Raw genomic sequence first — 16,746 nt, forward strand, 5'->3', positions numbered from 1 at the left:
GCGCCGATGTCAGGGCCGTCTCCGCCGACGTCTCACATCCGAGACGGTTCTCGCTGCCCGACCCGTGGCGCGACCGCCCTGGACGGCGCTCTACGCTGACCCGGTGAGCACCACCAGCACCAGCACGGTCGACGGCACGACCGCCGACCGCCTCCCCGACGGCGCCGTGGACGGCCTCACCGCGCCGCGCGTCGGCGTCCTCGCCGTCCAGGGCGACGTCCGCGAGCACCTCGCCGCCCTCGACGCGCTCGGCGCCGAGGGCGTGACCGTCCGCAGGCCGGCAGAGGTCGAGGCGATCGACGGGCTCGTCATCCCCGGCGGGGAGTCGACGGTCATGGACAAGCTCGTGCGCGCGTTCGACCTGCGCGAGCCGCTGCTGCGGCGCATCGCCGAGGGCATGCCGGTCTACGGCTCGTGCGCCGGGATGATCATGCTCGCCGACCGGATCGCCGAGGGGCGCCCCGACCAGCAGACCCTCGGCGGGCTCGACATCACGGTGCGCCGCAACGCCTTCGGGCGACAGGTCGACTCCTTCGAGCAGGACCTCGACTACGCCTGGGGCGACCCGTCGACGACGGGCACCGTGCACGCCGTCTTCATCCGCGCGCCGTGGGTCGAGCAGGCCGGCCCGGGTGTCCGGGTGCTCGCCCGCGTGAGCGAGGGCCCGGCCGCCGGTAGGATCGTCGCGGTCCGGCAGGGCAACCTCATGGCCACGTCCTTCCACCCCGAGGTGGGGGCCGACCGCCGGATCCACGCCGAGTTCGTCTCGATCGTCAGAGAGCACCGACTCCAGCAGTCGGGCGCACGCCAGTCACCGGAACGCGAGGACACTGCATGAGCGGCCACTCCAAATGGGCCACCACGAAGCACCAGAAGGCGGCCAAGGACGCCAAGCGCGGCAAGCTCTTCGCCAAGCTCATCAAGAACATCGAGGTCGCGGCCCGTCAGGGCGGCGCCGACCCCACGGGCAACCCGACGCTCTACGACGCCATCCAGAAGGCGAAGAAGACGTCGGTGCCCAACGACAACATCGACCGCGCGGTCAAGCGCGCATCCGGTGCCGAGGCGGGCGCGGCCGACTGGCAGACGATCATGTACGAGGGCTACGCCCCCAACGGTGTCGCGGTGCTCATCGAGTGCCTCACCGACAACCGGAACCGGGCCGCGGCCGAGGTGCGGACGGCGCTGACCCGCAACGGCGGCCAGCTCGCCGACCCGGGCTCCGTGTCCTACGTCTTCAACCGCAAGGGCGTCGTGACCGTCCTCAAGGACGCCGGCTCCGAGGACGACATCCTCGAGGTCGTGCTCGAGGCGGGCGCTGAGGAGGTCAACGACAACGGTGACACGTGGGAGATCATCTCCGAGGCCAGCGACTTCGTCGCGGTCCGCAAGGCGATCCAGGACGCCGGCATCGACTACGAGTCGGCCGAGGCGTCGTTCGTCCCCAACCTCCAGGTCCCGCTCGACCTCGACGGCGCGAAGAAGATGATCCGCGTCATCGAGGCGCTCGAGGACAGCGACGACGTGCAGAACGTCTTCGCCAACGGCGACATCCCCGACGACGTGCTCGCCCAGCTCGACGACGACGAGGACTGACGGACCGGGCCCCGTGGGCCGGGTGTCGACGAGGAGGCACGCCGTGACCGGCGTGCCTCCCGTCCTTTCGGGGGAGGCCCGTTAGCGTTGTCCCGAACACCTGTTCGGATCGTCCAGAGCCCCACGCCCCAGGGAGGTATGCCGTGCGCGTCCTCGCGGTCGACCCCGGGCTCACGCGGTGCGGCGTCGGCGTCGTCGACGGCGTCCCGGGGCGCAAGCTCTCCCTCGTCGAGGTGGGCGTCATCCGCACCCCGTCCGGAGACCCGACACCGAAGCGCCTCGTGGCCGTCGAGGACGAGATGCGGCAGTGGTTCGCGCGGCACCGCCCCGAGGCCGTGGCCATCGAGCGCGTCTTCGCCGACACCAACGTGTCGACCGTCATGGGGACCGCGCAGGTGACGGGGATCGTCATGATCATCGCCGAGCGACTCGGGCTGCCCGTCACGCTCCACACGCCCACCGAGGTCAAGGCGGCGGTGAGCGGGAGCGGGCGCGCCGACAAGGCACAGGTGACGACGATGGTGACCCGTCTGCTCGGGCTCGACACCCCGCCGAAGCCGGCCGACGCCGCCGACGCCCTCGCCCTCGCGATCTGCCACGTCTGGCGCGGTGGCACCCAGAGCCGGCTCGAGGAGGCACGCCTCGAGGTGCTCGCCCGCACCGGGAACCGGGGGAGCGGCATACCCCGTCGGGTCCCGCCCGGCGCCGCCCCACCCGTTCGGCGCCTGCGCGCCGCGTCCACCCAGCCGACCCGCACCGGTCAGCCCACCCGACCCCACCCTGGAGCCCAGCCCCGATGATCGCCTCGCTCTCCGGCACCGTCCTCAAGGTCGGCCTCGACTCGGTCGTGGTCGGCGTCGGGGGTGTCGGCATGCTCGTCCACACCACGCCGGCCACGGCGACGTCCGTGCGCCTCGGCCAGCCCACCGAGCTCGCCACGAGCCTCGTCGTGCGCGAGGACTCGCTGACGCTCTACGGCTTCGCCACCGACGACGAGAAGCACGTCTTCGAGACGGTCCAGACCGTCTCCGGCGTCGGACCCCGACTCGCCCTGGCCGTGCTCGCCGTCCACTCGCCCGACGCCGTCCGCGTCGCGCTGGGCACCGGCGACCTCGTCGCCCTCACCAAGGTCCCCGGCATCGGCAAGAAGGGCGCCGAGCGGATGGTCCTCGAGCTCAAGGACAAGCTCGGCGCGCTGCCCGGCTCGGCCGGGCACTCCGACCCGGTCCACCTCGACACCGGTGAGGCGTGGCGCGAGCAGGTCCGTGAGGCCCTCGTCGGCCTCGGCTGGACCGCGAGACAGGCTGACGACGCGCTCGACAAGGTCGCGCCCCTCGCCGCCGACGGCGCCGGCGTCTCGGCGCTGCTGCGCGCGGCCCTGCAGGAGCTCGGCCGATGAGCGTGGACCGCTCCTGGGAGCTCGACACCGGCGCCGAGCCGGACGTCTGGGACGACGGGTCGTTCGACGCGACCGCCCGCATCGTCGACGCTGTCGGCGACACCGACGAGCGGCAGGTCGAGGCCGCCCTGCGACCCAAGCGACTCGACGACTTCCCCGGACAGACCCGCGTCCGGGACCAGCTCGGGCTCGTGCTCAAGGCGGCCAAACGTCGCGGCACGCCGCCCGACCACGTGCTGCTCTCGGGTCCTCCCGGGCTCGGCAAGACCACGCTCGCGATGATCGTCGCCGGGGAGCTGGAGCAGCCCATCCGCATCACCTCGGGGCCGGCCATCCAGCACGCCGGCGACCTCGCGTCGGTGCTCTCCTCGCTCGCCGAGGGAGAGGTGCTCTTCCTCGACGAGATCCACCGGATGTCGCGCTCGGCCGAGGAGATGCTCTACCTCGCCATGGAGGACTTCCGGGTCGACGTCATCATCGGCAAGGGGCCCGGCGCGACCGCGATCCCGCTCGAGCTGCCGCCGTTCACCGTGGTCGGCGCCACCACCCGTGCCGGGCTGCTGCCGGCGCCGCTGCGCGACCGCTTCGGCTTCACCGGCCACCTCGACTACTACGCCGCCGCCGACCTCGTCACGATCCTGCACCGTTCGGCCCGGCTGCTCGGCCTGGACGCCGACGAGGACGGCATCCGCGAGATCGCGTTGCGGTCCCGCGGCACCCCCCGCATCGCCAACCGGCTGCTGCGCCGGGTCCGCGACTGGGCCCAGGTGCACGGCGAGGACCGAGTCACCCACTCCGCCGCACGGCAGGCGCTCGAGCTCTTCGACGTCGACGAGCGTGGGCTCGACCGTCTCGACCGGGCCGTGCTGGAGGCCCTCTGCCGACGCTTCAACGGGGGCCCGGTGGGGCTCTCGACCCTGGCCGTGGCCGTCGGCGAGGAGCCCGACACCGTCGAGACGGTCGCCGAGCCCTACCTCGTGCGGGAGGGCTTCATGGTGCGCACCCCGCGCGGCCGGGCCGCCTCGAGCCTCGCCTGGGAGCACCTCGGTCTGACTCCTCCGCACGACTCGCAGGCCCTGTGGACCGCGACGCTGCCGATCGACGAGGCCGGGGGCGCGCGGTTCGACGCCTGAGGGCCGTTCCCCCGACCGCCGTCGGGAGGACTCCAACTGCGGCCGAAACGTGACCGGCGCACGCGGCGGGACCATTCCATCTGGTCTGACAAACTGCATCGGCGCACGTAGACTCCTGCGGGCACCATCGCCGCTGCCGCGGCACCATCCGGTGCTCCCGGTCGTTGACGCGACAGCCGACCCGATCGACGGGTCGTGGCGCGCGTGCGCGCTGACCGGACGAAGACACGAAGGACTGAGCTGACATGAACAACAACGGGGCCCTCTCGTTGCTGATTTTCGCCCTGCCCCTGCTGCTGCTGGGCTGGCTGTTCTTTTCCCAGAACAAGCGGATGAAGCAGATGCGTGAATTCAGCTCGTCGCTCGACGTCGGCGACGAGGTCGTCACCTCCTCGGGCATGTTCGGCACGGTCAAGCACCTCGACGACAGCAGCGCCTGGCTCGAGATCGCCGAGGGCACGACCGTGCGGTTCGACCGGCGCGCCGTCGCGATGAAGCAGACCGACACGGCAGCCGCCGACGCGGCAGCCCCCGGTTCGCCCGCGCACGACGCCCCCGTCGACGACGCCCCGGGTACGACCCCGGGCTCCCAGCAGAACGGTCAGTGAGGCTTTCGTGGCACGCAGCTCCACCAAGAAGTCGGCGAGACGGAGCCTCCTGGCGCTCTTCGTCGTCATCCTCGCGCTCGGCGGTCTCGCCGCCGGCCTGACGAAGTGGGCCGACGGGGCCATGACCCCCCGCCTCGGCCTCGACCTCGAGGGCGGCACGGAGCTCGTGCTCCAGCCCCAGCTCACCGGCACCGAGACCATCAGCGAGGGTCAGGTCAACCGCGCGGTCGACATCATCCGCCAGCGCATCGACGCCAACGGCGTCTCCGAGGCCGAGATCACCACGCAGGGCGGCCGCAGCATCGTCGTGTCGATCCCCGGCCAGCCGACGGCCGAGCAGCTCGACGCGCTGAAGAAGCCTTCGCAGCTGCGCTTCCGCGCCGTCTACGTGCAGGCGCTCGACCCCAACGCCAGCCAGGCCAACCCGAGCAGCACGCCGACGGGGACGGTCACCCCGTCGGGCACCGCCACCGGGACCGGCACGCCGAAGGCGACGAGCACCGCGACGCCCTCGACCTCTGCCACCGCCCAGAACGGCGTCGTCCCCGACGCGCTCCGTGCGGCCACGACGCCGGCCACTCCCACCGGGACGGCGACCACGCCGTCCGGCACCGCGACGACACCGGCACCGGCGGCCACCGAGACTCCCGCGCCGACGGCCGCACAGACCGAGGCCGCCATCAAGACGCAGGTCAGCACGGGCCTCGTCGGGCTCGGTTGGGACAAGGCCAAGGCCGACACGGCCGCCGCCAAGGTCGCCAAGGAGTACACCGCGCTCAACTGCTCCACGCCTGGCGCGGTCGACAAGGTCCAGGACGACCCGACCCAGCCCATCGCCACCTGTGGCGAGGACCGCGTCACGAAGTACGTCCTCGGCCCGAGCGAGATCGACGGCAGCGAGATCGCCGACGCGACGAGCGGCTACCAGCCCGGACCGAACGGCCAGCCGACCTCCATCGTCGAGGTCGCCCTGTCCTTCAAGGACGCCGGCAAGGCCAAGTTCGCGGCCGTGACGAAGCGTCTCTACGGCCTGCAGTCGCAGCCTCCGCTCGACCAGTTCGCCGTCGTGCTCGACAAGGCCGTCATCACGGCGCCGCAGGCACGCGCCGTCATCACCGATGGTCGGGCCTCGATCACCGGGTCCTTCACCATCGACTCGGCAAAGCAGCTCGCCGAGCAGCTGAAGTTCGGTGCGCTGCCGATCTCGTTCGCTCTGCAGACGCAGGACAACATCACGCCCCAGCTCGGTGAGGAGCAGCTGCGCATCGGTCTGCTCGCCGGCTTCATCGGCCTGCTGCTCGTCGTCATCTACTCGCTCCTGCAGTACCGCGCCCTCGGCCTCGTGACTGTCGCGTCGCTTCTCGTGGCCTCGATCCTGACCTATCTCGCGGTGACGGTGCTGGGCACGACCCACGGCTTCCGACTGACGATGGCCGGTGTCACGGGTCTCATCGTCGCCATCGGTGTCACCGCAGACAGCTTCATCGTCTACTTCGAGCGCATCCGCGACGAGGTCCGCGACGGGCGTCCGCTCGTCGCAGCGGTCGAGACGGGCTGGAAGCGAGCCCGACGCACGATCATCGCGGCCGACGGCGTCAACTTCATCGCCGCCGCCGTCCTCTACTTCCTCGCCTCGAGCAACGTCCGTGGGTTCGCCTTCACGCTCGGCCTGACGACCCTCATCGACCTGGTCGTCGTCATCCTCTTCACGCACCCGACCGTGCAGCTGCTGGCCCGCACGGAGTTCTTCGGTGGAGGGCACAAGTGGTCCGGCCTCGACCCGCAGCGCCTCGGCGCCAAGGACGTGGCGCGCTACCGGGGACGCGGCCAGTTCGGTGCCCCCCGCCCGCCCGCCACCGTGGGCTCGGCACGTCTCGCCGAGGGGAAGGCCCAGGCATGATCAACTTCGCTCAGTTCGGCAACGACCTCTACACGGGCAAGCGCTCGATCGAGTTCATCAAGCGCCAGAAGACGTGGTACGCCCTGTCGGCCGTGCTCATCGCCCTCGCCCTGGTCGGCATCTTCGTCAAGGGCCTCAACTTCGGCATCGAGTTCAGCGGTGGCTCGGAGTTCCGCGTCCAGGGCGTCTCGAACAGCCAGGGCTACGAGGAGAAGGCCCAGAACGCCATCTCGGAGGCCGGCATCGGCGGCAACGTCATCTCGACGATCGTCGGCCAGGACACCGTGCGTGTGCAGTCCGAGGCTGCCTCGGAGCTCACCGACGAGGCGCGGACCGCCCTGGCCCAGCAGTTCGGTGTCGACGAGGGGGCCGTCAGCGCCTCGCTCATCGGCCCGAGCTGGGGACAGTCGGTCAGCCAGCAGGCGATCCGGGGCCTCGTCGTCTTCCTCATCCTCGTGACGATCGTCATGGCGCTCTACTTCCGCACGTGGAAGATGGCCGTCGCAGGTCTCGTGGCCCTGGTGCACGACCTCGTCATCACGGTCGGCATCTACGCCCTCTTCGGGTTCGAGATCACGCCGTCGTCGATGATCGGCTTCCTGACGATCCTCGGATACTCCCTCTACGACACGGTCGTCGTCTTCGACAAGGTGCGGGAGAACACCGCCGACGCGTTCCGCACGAAGCGCATGACCTACTCGGCGGCGGCCAACCTCGCCGTCAACCAGACGCTCGTCCGCTCGATCAACACGACCGTCGTCGCGCTGCTGCCCATCGCTGCCGTCCTCTTCGTCGGCTTCACGCTGCTCGGCCCGGGCACGCTGCTCGACCTGTCGCTCGCCCTGTTCATCGGCATCTCGGTCGGCGCCTACTCGTCGATCTTCATCGCGACGCCGCTCCTCGTCGACCTGCGCCGCAACGAGGCCGCCGTCCATGACCTCGACAGGTACGTCGCCCGCCACGCGGCCAAGCACGGTGTCCCCGCCACGCAGGGCGGCGCCGAGCCGGCCTACGTCGGCGCCGACGCCACGGGCGCGGCGGCCGACGCGACCGACGCCGCAGTGGGCGTCGACGGCGCGCCTCGTCCGGTGCACAAGTACGCCCAGGCCGGCCCGCGCAACCAGCCCAAGCGCGCACCGAAGTCGCGGCGCTGAGCGCGGGGCCGCGTCCGCGGCCCCGCACCGTCGCGATCCGCCCACCGCACGATCGAGCACCCCAGGAGACGGCGTGAGCCAGATCAGTGACCTGGTCGCGAGCAAGCTGCGCGACATCCCGGACTTCCCCAAGCCCGGGGTCGTCTTCAAGGACTTCACCCCGCTCATCGCCGACGGCGCCGCCCTGGGTGAGCTCGTCCGGGACATCGCCCAGCGGTATGCCGGTCAGGTCGACGTCGTCGTCGGCATCGAGGCCCGCGGCTTCATCCTCGGCGCGGCTGTCGCCTACGAGCTCGGCCTCGGCATGGTCCCGGTGCGCAAGGCCGGCAAGCTGCCGGGGGAGACCCTCAAGGAGTCCTACGCGCTCGAGTACGGCACGGCCGAGATCGAGGTGCACACCGACGCCTTCGAACCCGGCCAGCGCGTGCTCGTCCTCGACGACGTGCTCGCCACGGGCGGCACCGCCGAGGCGTGCGCGCAGCTCGTCGAGCGGGCCGGTGCCACGGTCGCCGCGATCGAGGTCGTCCTCGAGCTGGCCTTCCTCGAGGGACGCAGCCGGCTCGCGGACCGGCCGGTCAACGCCATCCTCACCGTGTGAACACAGAGGGACCGCCTAGACTCTCTTCATGAGCGAGGACGTCCGCAACGAGCTGTCCACCCCGTCGCGGGTGCGCGCCCGTTTCGCACGGTTCGGGGCCACCCGGCCGGCGGGCAACCCCGTGCTCGAGCCGCTCATGACGGCCGTGCGCCAGAACCACCCGAAGGCCGACCTCTCGGTCATCGAGCGGGCGTACGCCGTGGCCGAGAGCGCGCACGAGGGCCAGATGCGCAAGAGCGGTGACGCGTACATCACGCACCCGCTCGCGGTGACGACGATCCTCGCCGAGCTCGGCATGACGCCGCCCACGCTCGCGGCGGCGCTGCTGCACGACACCGTCGAGGACACGGCATACGGCCTCGACGAGCTGCGCCACGACTTCGGTGACGAGATCGCGATGCTCGTCGACGGCGTCACCAAGCTCGACAAGGTGACCTACGGCGAGGCCGCCCAGGCCGAGACGGTCCGCAAGATGGTCATCGCGATGGCGCGCGACATCCGCGTCCTCGTCATCAAGCTCGCCGACCGCCTGCACAACGCGCGCACGTGGCGCTACGTCAGCCCCGAGTCGGCCAAGCGCAAGGCCAACGAGACGCTCGAGATCTACGCCCCGCTCGCGCACCGGCTCGGCATGAACACCATCAAGTGGGAGCTCGAGGACCTCTCGTTCGCGACGCTCTACCCCAAGGTCTACGACGAGATCGTGCGCCTCGTCGCCGAGCGCGCCCCGGCTCGCGAGGAGTACCTCGCCGGCGTGCGCACCCAGGTCACCGAGGACCTCACGGCCGCCAAGATCAAGGCGGTCGTCACGGGTCGGCCCAAGCACTACTACTCCGTGTACCAGAAGATGATCGTCCGGGGCCGCGACTTCGAGGAGATCTACGACCTCGTCGCCGTCCGGGTGCTCGTCGACACGGTGCGTGACTGCTACGCGGCGCTGGGTGCCCTCCACTCGCGCTGGAACCCGGTCCCCGGCCGGTTCAAGGACTACATCGCGATGCCGAAGTTCAACATGTACCAGTCGCTGCACACCACGGTCATCGGCCCGCAGGGCAAGCCGGTCGAGATCCAGATCCGCACGCACACGATGCACCGGCGTGCCGAGTACGGCGTCGCAGCGCACTGGAAGTACAAGGACCAGAGCAACGGCGGCGGCCCCGCGCGTCCCGGCGAGATCACCCCCCAGAACGACATGGCCTGGCTGCGGCAGCTGCTCGACTGGCAGCGCGAGACCGAGGACCCCGGCGAGTTCCTCGACTCCCTGCGCTTCGAGATGGGCAGCAGCGAGGTCTACGTCTTCACCCCGAAGGGCTCGGTCGTCGCGCTGCCGATGGGCGGCACCCCGGTCGACTTCGCGTACGCCGTGCACACCGAGGTCGGGCACCACTGCATCGGCGCGCGCGTCAACGGCCGCCTCGTGCCGCTCGAGTCGACCCTCGAGAACGGCGACGTCGTCGAGGTGCTCACGAGCAAGGCCGACGGCGCCGGACCCTCGCGGGACTGGCTCCAGTTCGTCAAGAGCCCTCGCGCGCGCAACAAGATCAAGCAGTGGTTCTCCAAGGAGCGACGCGAGGAGGCCATCGAGGCCGGCAAGGACTCGATCGCCAAGGCCCTGCGCAAGCAGAACCTCCCGCTCCAGCGGCTCATGAGCCACGAGTCGATGACCGCCGTCGCGACCGACCTGCGCTACCAGGACATCGAGGCGCTCTATGCCGCGGTGGGTGAGGGGCACGTCTCCGCGCAGCACGTGGTGGGCAAGGTCGTCGCCTCGATGGGCGGGGTCGATGGCGCCACCGAGGACCTCGCCGAGGCCACGGTCCCGACCCGGTCCGCCAGTCGGCGCAAGCCCGGCGACCCGGGCGTCGTCGTCGTCGGCACGGCCGACGTGTGGGTCAAGCTCGCCAAGTGCTGCACCCCGGTCCCCGGCGACCCGATCATCGGCTTCGTGACGCGCGGCAACGGCGTGTCGGTGCACCGCGTCGACTGCACCAACGCCGACCAGCTGACGGCCAACCCCGAGCGGCTCATCGACGTCGAGTGGGCGCCGAGCTCGGCCAGCGTCTTCCTCGTGCAGCTGCAGGTCGAGGCGCTCGACCGCAACCGCCTCCTCAGCGATGTGACCCGCGTCCTGTCGGACCAGCACGTCAACATCCTGTCCGCGTCGGTGCAGACCTCCCGCGACCGGGTGGCCATCTCCCGCTTCACCTTCGAGATGGGTGACCCCGCGCACCTCGACCACGTCATCAAGGCCGTCCGCAAGATCGACGGCGTCTTCGACGTCTACCGCGTCAACGGCGGCAAGTCGACGATGTAGCCGTCGAGCACCTGCTCCTGTCGACAGGAGCACGCGAAAGGGCCCACCCGACGAGCGCGCTTGTCGGGTGGGCCCTTTCGTGGGTGGCTGCCGCGATCAGCCGCCGAACTCGGCGACGCCGGCGCGCGCCTGGTCGAGCCAGACCTGACGGGCGTCGAGCGCCTCGCGGGCCTTCTTGATCCTGCTCGCGCTACCGGACGCCTCTGCCTTGGCCAGGTCGTCCTCGAGATCGGCGACGGCCCGCTCGAGCTGGTCGACCATGGCCCGGGCTCGGGCTGCGACCTCCGGGTTGCTCGACTTCCACCTGCGGTCCTCGGCGTCGCGCACCGTCTGCTCGACGCGGCGCATGGCCTTCTCGACACGCTCCATGTCGGACCGCGGGACCTTGCCGGCGGCATCCCACTTGTCCTGGACGACGCGCAGCTGGGCCTTGGCCTTCTCGAGGTCGGTGACGGGCAGGATCGCCTCGGCCTCGACGAGGAGGGCCTCCTTGACGGTCAGGTTGCCGCGGTACTGCTCCTCCTCGGCGGCGACGACCTCGTCCTTGGCCGCGAAGAAGCTGTCCTGGGCCGCCTTGAAGCGCGCCCACAGCTTGTCGTCGTCGGACCGGCTGGCCCGGCCCGCACGACGCCACTCGTCCATGAGCCGCTTGAACGCACCGGCGGTGGCGGCCCAGTCGGTGCTCGTCGCCAGGCTCTCGGCGTCGGCCACGAGCCGCTCCTTGGCGCTCTTGGCGTCGGCGTGCTGGGCGTCGAGCCCCGCGAAGTGGCTGCGGCGCGCCTTGTCGAAGCCGTTGCGCGCGCTGCTGAAGCGCTGCCACAGGCTCGACTCCGTCTCGCGGTCGAGACGCGTGGCCGAGCGCTGGTGCGCCTTCCACTCGTCGAGCAGCTCGCGCATGCGAGCGCCGCTGCTCTTCCACTGGATCCGGTTCTCGGGCTGGCCCGCGATCGACTCGGCCTCGGCCACGATCTTCTCGCGCTCGGCGGTGGCGGCCGCGCGCGCCTCCGCGCGGTGCTGCTGCTCGACGTTGCGCTTGGCGGCGAGCCCGGACTGGATCTCGTCGAGCTTGGCGGCGAGGGCGTCGAGGTCGCCCACGACGGTCGCGTCCTTGACCTGCGCCGCGAGGGTCTTGAGGCCCTCGGCGACGTCCTTGGACGGGACCTCCGGCTGGGAGAGGCGCTGCTCGAGGAGCACGGCCGAGGCGAAGAGCTCGTCGTACTTGCGTGCGAAGTAGGTCAGCGCCTCCTGGTCGCTGGCGCCGGGGTAGGAGCCGACCTCCTGCTCGCCGCCGTCCTTGGTGCGGACGAAGACCGTTCCGTTCTCGTCGACGCGTCCGAAGGCCGCCGAGGCGGAGTGGTCGGTCGTGATCGGCGCCGGGGCCGCGGGTGTCACCGTGGGATGGGGCACGGCCTTGGCGAGTGCCGCCGGCGTGGGGATCGCCGAGGGCTTGGGGACGTTGGCCGGCGACGGCGTGGCCGGCGCGGCGGGCGCGGCGGGCGCGGTGTCGGTCGTCTCGCCGGACTCGACGCTGCTGACCGACGCCACGGCGTCGGCGGTGTCGGCTGCCGCTGCCTCCGGCTCGACGCCCTCCACGGCGACGGGCTCGGTCGCGGCCGGCTCGGCGGCCTCGGGCTCGGAGACCGGGGCCGGGGCCTCTGCCTCGGCGGGCGCGACTGCGGGAACGGCGGACTCGGGCTCGGTCGTGTCGGCGGCGGTCTCGGCGACTGGCTCGGCAACTGGCTCGGAAACGGGCTCGGTCGCGTCGGCGACTGGCTCAGCGAGTGGCTCGGCGACTGGCTCGGCGACTGGCTCGGCGACTGGCTCGGCGACTGGCTCGGAAACGGCCTCGGCAACGGGCTCGTCGGCGCTCTCCACCGTGTCAGCGGACTCCGTGGCCTGCACCGAGGCGACCACGTCAGCCGTCTCGGCCGCCGCGGGCTCCTCCGGGGTCTCGGTGGTCTCCGAGGGCTCTGCTGGCGCGGGCTCCTCCGGGGCCTCGACGGCCTCGACGGCCTCGACGGCCTCGACGGCGTCGGCGCTCTCGGCGGCCGGTACGGCCGCGGCCTCGTCCTGGGTGTCCGTCGCGGGGGCGGTGGTGTCGTCCGGCTCGGGCTGCTTGATGTCGGTCATGCCTTCTTCTCCGTCACGCTGACGCTGAGGATGCTGATCGGGGAGACGGGGGTTCCGTCCGTCGGGCTGGGGGGCAGGGCCTTGTTCGCGGCAATCTTCTCGACGATGTCGAGGCCCTTGGTCACCTTCCCGAAGATCGTGTAGCCACCGCCGTCGGTGGGCAACTGGGTTTCCTTGTAGGTGATGAAGAACTGGCCGCCGTTGCTGTTCGGGTCCGAGGTGCGGGCCATGGCGAGCACGCCGGTGGCGTACTTCCCGTCCTTCGGCGCGTTCTCGATGCCGAAGGTGTAGCCCGGGCCGCCCTGGCCGGTGCCCGTGGGGTCGCCGCACTGGAGCACGTAGATGCCCTCCGTGGTGACGCGGTGGCAGGGGCTCGGGGCCCAGAATCCGGTCTTAGCCAGGTTGATGAACGACGCGACCGTCTGCGGGGCCTTGGTCCCGTCGAGCTCGAAGGTGAGGTCGCCGCACGTCGTCTTGACGGTGGCGACGAAGGTCTTGCCGGCAGCGGTGGCCTTGGCCGGGACCTCCTTCTGCTGCTTCGGGGTGGTCTGGTTGGCCGGGGGAGCGGTGCAGCCTGCCGCGAGCTTCTGACCTGCGGCGAGCCCGCCCGAGCTCGTCGGGGTGCTCGCGGGCGTCGTCGACCCGGCCGCGGGCGTAGCCGCGTCGGAGCTGCCGACGAACTTCGGCACGACGATGACGGCCGCGATGACGAGGATGACCGCGAGGATCACACCGAAGACCTGCTTGTCGCGCGTCGAGTCGCTCACCGGCGGCTTGGCGCTCTTCTGCTGCTCCTCGTGGCGGCGGCGCGCACGTGCGCGTTCCTGCTCTTTGGTCACGAACCTCTCCTCGTACGGGCCGCATGGGCTGTCCCCGGGCGTTCGGTCATTTTATGGAACGACTGCGGTGCGCACGCAGCGGGACGGGTCACGAGTCCGTGACATCTCCCCTTCGACGCGCGGATTTGCGTTCGGAAGCCCCTCGGACGGCATACCGGAGGAGTCCCGCCACCTCGGAGAGCGTATGCCGCCTGCCCCGGCCACCGGCGTCGCTAGGCTCCCAGCGTGCTGACCATTGCCTTCCCGGCCCGGGCGTTCGACACCAACTGCTACGTCCTCGCCATCGGCGCGGGGGAGGAATGCGTCATCGTCGACCCCGGCATCGGGGTCGAGGAGAGGCTGCGCGAGGTGCTGACGGAGCACCGGCTGCGACCGGCGGCGGTGCTGCTGACGCACGGCCACGTCGACCACGTCTACTCCGTCACGCCGGTCTGCGGGTCCGACACGGCGGCCTACATCCACGCCGACGACCGCTACCGGCTCCACGACCTGCTCGGGCGCACCAACCCGGGACTCATCGCGATGCTCGAGCAGCAGTTCGGCACGGCGGCGAGCTGGACCGAGCCGACGAACGTCGTCGAGATCACCGACGGCACCCGTCTGACGCTCGCCGGCATGGACGTCGACGTGCTCCACGCACCCGGGCACACCGAGGGATCGGTCATGTTCGGCATCGACCGGGTGCCCGACGGCATCCGTGACCAGGTGGACGTCGACCGCACGATGGTGACGGGCGACGTCCTGTTCGCCGGGTCGGTCGGCCGCACCGACCTGCCCGGCGGTGACCCGGCCGCGATGCAGCGCAGCCTGCGCGACGTCGTGCTGCCGCTCCCCGACACGACGCTCGTGCTCCCGGGCCACTACCAGGCCACGACGATGGCCCACGAGCGCGCCACCAACCCCTACCTGAAAGACTTGCCCGCGTGAGCACCCCGCAGCCCAAGGCCGGCAAGGTCCTGCCGATCAGCGGCTTCCCCGAGTACCTCCCGTCCGAGCGCATCGTCGAGCAGCGCTTCCTCGACGTCATCCGCGAGACGTTCGAGCTGCACGGCTTCGCGTCCGTCGAGACGCGCTCGATCGAGCCGATCGAGCGGCTCAGCGCGCAGGGCGAGGACGCCGACAAGGAGATCTACGCCGTGTCGCGCCTCGCCGGCGGCAGCGACGAGGACGCCCGGTGGGGACTGCACTTCGACATGACCGTGCCGTTCGCGCGGTACGTGCTCGAGAACGCCGGCAAGCTCTCCTTCCCGTTCCGCCGCTACCAGATCCAGAAGGCGTGGCGCGGTGAGCGGCCTCAGGAGGGGCGCTACCGGGAGTTCACCCAGGCCGACATCGACGTCGTCGACGTGGGGCAGCTCTCTCCGCACTTCGAGGCCGAGATGCCGCTCGTCATCGCCGACGTCTTCAGCAGGTTCCCGGTGGGCGAGTTCGTCATCCAGGTCAACGACCGGAAGATCCCGAACGGCTTCTACCAGGGCATCGGCATCACCGACGTCATCGGGACGCTGCGCATCGTCGACAAGCTCGACAAGATCGGCCCCGAGAAGGTCGCGGCGCTGCTCGTCGAGTCGGGCACGACGCCCGAGCAGGCCGACCACTGCCTCGCGCTCGCCGCGATCCGCTCGACGGACCTCGGTTTCGTCGGGCAGGTCCGCGCGCTCGGTGTCGAGCACCCGCTCCTCGACGAGGGCCTCGAGTCGCTCGCGGCCGTCATCCGCACGGGCATGGCGCACGCCCCCGGCAGGGTCGTCGCCGACCTGCGCATCGCCCGCGGTCTCGACTACTACACGGGCACCGTCTACGAGACCCAGTTCGTCGGCCACGAGTCCTGGGGCTCCTTCTGCTCCGGCGGCCGCTACGACGCCCTCGCCAGCGACGGGAAGAACACCTACCCCGGGGTCGGCATCTCCATCGGCGTGACGCGGATCCTGGGCCTGCTCATCGGCCGCGGGCTCGTCACCGCCTCGCGCTCCACGCCCGCCGCGGTGCTCGTGGCCCTGACCGACGACGAGTCGCGCGAGGGTGCGGTCGGCGTCGCGACGGCCCTGCGCCGGCGCGGGATCGCGTGCGAGGTGGCTCCCTCGGCGGCGCGCTTCGGCAAGCAGATCCGCTACGCCGAGCGTCGGGGGATCCCCTATGTCTGGTTCCCCGGCGCCGGGGAGTCGGGCGACGAGGTCAAGGACATCCGCTCGGGTGAGCAGGTCGCGGCCTCGGCCGACTCCTGGAACCCGCCGGCCGACGACCTCGACCCGCGGGTGACGCGCACCGACGCCTGACACCGCACCAGGCCCGGCCACGCGCTCACGCGAGTCACGTGCCGGGCGGCGGGCGCAGGCCCTGGTCCCGGAGCTCGAGCAGGGCGAGGCTGCGGATGACGTCACGGTCCTGGCGTCGCCAGGCACCGGCAGGGTCGTCGGACACGCGAGCCAGAGCGCGCATCGGCTGCGTGGCCATCGCTCGCAGGGCGAACAGGTCGAGGTCCTCGCCGGCGTCGATGAAGCGCTGCGACTGGATCGCGTTGCGCACGAAGCGGATCCGGACGTAGAGCCACACGACGAGCACGACCACGATGGGCACCAGTGCCGCCGCGAGGCCGAGGCCGAGCGCGAGCTGGTCGACGGTGTCCGCCATCGAGGTCCCCGCTGCCTGCAGCGTGGTGCCCGACCCGGCCGCCTGGGTCAGCCACGTCTTCAGCTGGTCGCCGACGAGCGGGATCTGGCCGGCCTGGTCACCCGCGCCGGTGAGCGCGCCGTTGACCGACTGGCCCGCGGAGGTGATCGAGTCTGCCGGTGCGCGCAGCCGGTCCACGATGTCGTGGACCTGGCGGCCGGCATACACCCAGAGCCCGATCCACAGGAGCATGAGCACGTCGGAGAGGATCTGTCGGGTGCGGCGGGCCGGGGTGTCTGCGTAGAGCTTCACGGGCCCATGGTGGCGAAGATGAAGAGAAAGAACACGTGGAGGCCACCACCGAGGCGATCCAGGCGACCACGGAGCCCGCGAGGAAGGCGCCTCGAGGCGTGCGCGAGCCCGTGGCAGGGCGCGAGTCCGGCCGAGGGCAGTTGTGCGAGGTCG

General features: G+C 71.2%; 15 protein-coding genes. 12 read left to right on the forward strand and 3 right to left on the reverse strand.

Annotation, left to right across the window (positions count from 1 at the left end):
• The first annotated feature begins 166 nt into the window (after nt 1-166).
• The 10 genes from pdxT to ASG96_RS12880 all read left to right on the forward strand — a co-directional run bounded on the left by pdxT (nt 167) and on the right by ASG96_RS12880 (nt 10,702).
• Nucleotides 167-838: a pyridoxal 5'-phosphate synthase glutaminase subunit PdxT gene (gene pdxT / locus ASG96_RS12835; RefSeq protein WP_057588431.1), complete on the forward strand. Its 672-nt coding sequence runs from the start codon at nt 167-169 to the stop codon at nt 836-838.
• Nucleotides 835-1,596, forward strand: a complete 762-nt coding sequence (locus ASG96_RS12840; protein ID WP_057588149.1) for a YebC/PmpR family DNA-binding transcriptional regulator — start codon at nt 835-837, stop codon at nt 1,594-1,596. Before pdxT ends, ASG96_RS12840 begins: the two co-directional genes overlap by 4 nt.
• A gap of 143 nt (nt 1,597-1,739) precedes the next feature.
• Nucleotides 1,740-2,396, forward strand: coding sequence for a crossover junction endodeoxyribonuclease RuvC (gene ruvC / locus ASG96_RS12845; RefSeq protein ID WP_056756638.1), 657 nt, complete (start codon nt 1,740-1,742; stop codon nt 2,394-2,396).
• A complete protein-coding gene (ruvA, locus tag ASG96_RS12850; protein ID WP_056756641.1) occupies nt 2,393-2,995 on the forward strand; it encodes a Holliday junction branch migration protein RuvA in 603 nt (200 codons plus the stop codon). The genes ruvC and ruvA overlap by 4 nt, the downstream gene beginning before the upstream one ends.
• Nucleotides 2,992-4,128, forward strand: a complete 1,137-nt coding sequence (gene ruvB / locus ASG96_RS12855) for a Holliday junction branch migration DNA helicase RuvB (protein ID WP_057588150.1) — start codon at nt 2,992-2,994, stop codon at nt 4,126-4,128. The genes ruvA and ruvB overlap by 4 nt, the downstream gene beginning before the upstream one ends.
• A gap of 245 nt (nt 4,129-4,373) precedes the next feature.
• The gene (yajC, locus tag ASG96_RS12860; protein ID WP_057588151.1) at nt 4,374-4,736 is read left to right on the forward strand and encodes a preprotein translocase subunit YajC; all 363 of its coding nucleotides are present in this window, start codon (nt 4,374-4,376) and stop codon (nt 4,734-4,736) included.
• Nucleotides 4,737-4,743: 7 nt separating this feature from the next.
• The gene (secD, locus tag ASG96_RS12865) at nt 4,744-6,636 is read left to right on the forward strand and encodes a protein translocase subunit SecD (protein WP_057588152.1); all 1,893 of its coding nucleotides are present in this window, start codon (nt 4,744-4,746) and stop codon (nt 6,634-6,636) included.
• A complete protein-coding gene (gene secF / locus ASG96_RS12870) occupies nt 6,633-7,790 on the forward strand; it encodes a protein translocase subunit SecF (protein ID WP_057588153.1) in 1,158 nt (385 codons plus the stop codon). The genes secD and secF overlap by 4 nt, the downstream gene beginning before the upstream one ends.
• Nucleotides 7,791-7,863: 73 nt before the next feature.
• Nucleotides 7,864-8,388, forward strand: a complete 525-nt coding sequence (locus ASG96_RS12875; RefSeq protein ID WP_056756656.1) for an adenine phosphoribosyltransferase — start codon at nt 7,864-7,866, stop codon at nt 8,386-8,388.
• 28 nt (nt 8,389-8,416) lie between these two features.
• Nucleotides 8,417-10,702, forward strand: coding sequence for a bifunctional (p)ppGpp synthetase/guanosine-3',5'-bis(diphosphate) 3'-pyrophosphohydrolase (locus tag ASG96_RS12880; protein WP_056756660.1), 2,286 nt, complete (start codon nt 8,417-8,419; stop codon nt 10,700-10,702).
• A 96-nt stretch (nt 10,703-10,798) separates the two neighbouring features.
• Here the strand turns inward: ASG96_RS12880 and ASG96_RS24225 are convergent, their stop codons facing one another.
• Nucleotides 10,799-12,832: a DUF349 domain-containing protein gene (locus tag ASG96_RS24225; protein WP_082591760.1), complete on the reverse strand. Its 2,034-nt coding sequence runs from the start codon at nt 12,830-12,832 to the stop codon at nt 10,799-10,801.
• Nucleotides 12,829-13,671, reverse strand: coding sequence for a peptidylprolyl isomerase (locus ASG96_RS12890; RefSeq protein ID WP_056756663.1), 843 nt, complete (start codon nt 13,669-13,671; stop codon nt 12,829-12,831). Before ASG96_RS12890 ends, ASG96_RS24225 begins: the two co-directional genes overlap by 4 nt.
• Nucleotides 13,672-13,896: 225 nt before the next feature.
• Here ASG96_RS12890 and ASG96_RS12895 point away from each other — a divergent pair, with 225 nt between their 5' ends.
• Both ASG96_RS12895 and hisS read left to right on the forward strand, forming a co-directional pair.
• Nucleotides 13,897-14,598 (forward strand): MBL fold metallo-hydrolase, encoded by a 702-nt coding sequence (locus ASG96_RS12895; RefSeq protein ID WP_056756666.1) that lies wholly within the window; start codon nt 13,897-13,899, stop codon nt 14,596-14,598.
• Complete coding sequence (hisS, locus tag ASG96_RS12900) at nt 14,595-15,947, forward strand: histidine--tRNA ligase (RefSeq protein WP_057588154.1); 1,353 nt, start codon at nt 14,595-14,597, stop codon at nt 15,945-15,947. The genes ASG96_RS12895 and hisS overlap by 4 nt, the downstream gene beginning before the upstream one ends.
• Before the next feature lie 34 nt (nt 15,948-15,981).
• Here the strand turns inward: hisS and ASG96_RS12905 are convergent, their stop codons facing one another.
• On the reverse strand, nt 15,982-16,593 hold the full coding sequence (locus tag ASG96_RS12905; protein ID WP_056756670.1) for a hypothetical protein: 612 nt from the start codon (nt 16,591-16,593) through the stop codon (nt 15,982-15,984).
• Between the last annotated feature and the right edge of the window lie 153 nt (nt 16,594-16,746).

The sequence above is a fragment of the Terrabacter sp. Soil810 genome (genome assembly GCF_001429645.1).
GTDB lineage: Bacteria > Actinomycetota > Actinomycetes > Actinomycetales > Dermatophilaceae > Terrabacter.

What these genes read in the sequence shown, in the direction of transcription:
- ASG96_RS12840 (WP_057588149.1), top strand. Translation starts at nt 835, where the DNA reads ATGAGCGGCCACTCCAAATGGGCCACCACGAAGCACCAGAAGGCGGCC.
- ruvA (WP_056756641.1), top strand. Translation starts at nt 2,393, where the DNA reads ATGATCGCCTCGCTCTCCGGCACCGTCCTCAAGGTCGGCCTCGACTCG.
- ruvB (WP_057588150.1), top strand. Translation starts at nt 2,992, where the DNA reads ATGAGCGTGGACCGCTCCTGGGAGCTCGACACCGGCGCCGAGCCGGAC.
- yajC (WP_057588151.1), top strand. Translation starts at nt 4,374, where the DNA reads ATGAACAACAACGGGGCCCTCTCGTTGCTGATTTTCGCCCTGCCCCTG.
- secF (WP_057588153.1), top strand. Translation starts at nt 6,633, where the DNA reads ATGATCAACTTCGCTCAGTTCGGCAACGACCTCTACACGGGCAAGCGC.
- ASG96_RS12880 (WP_056756660.1), top strand. Translation starts at nt 8,417, where the DNA reads ATGAGCGAGGACGTCCGCAACGAGCTGTCCACCCCGTCGCGGGTGCGC.
- ASG96_RS24225 (WP_082591760.1), bottom strand. Translation starts at nt 12,832, where the DNA reads ATGACCGACATCAAGCAGCCCGAGCCGGACGACACCACCGCCCCCGCG.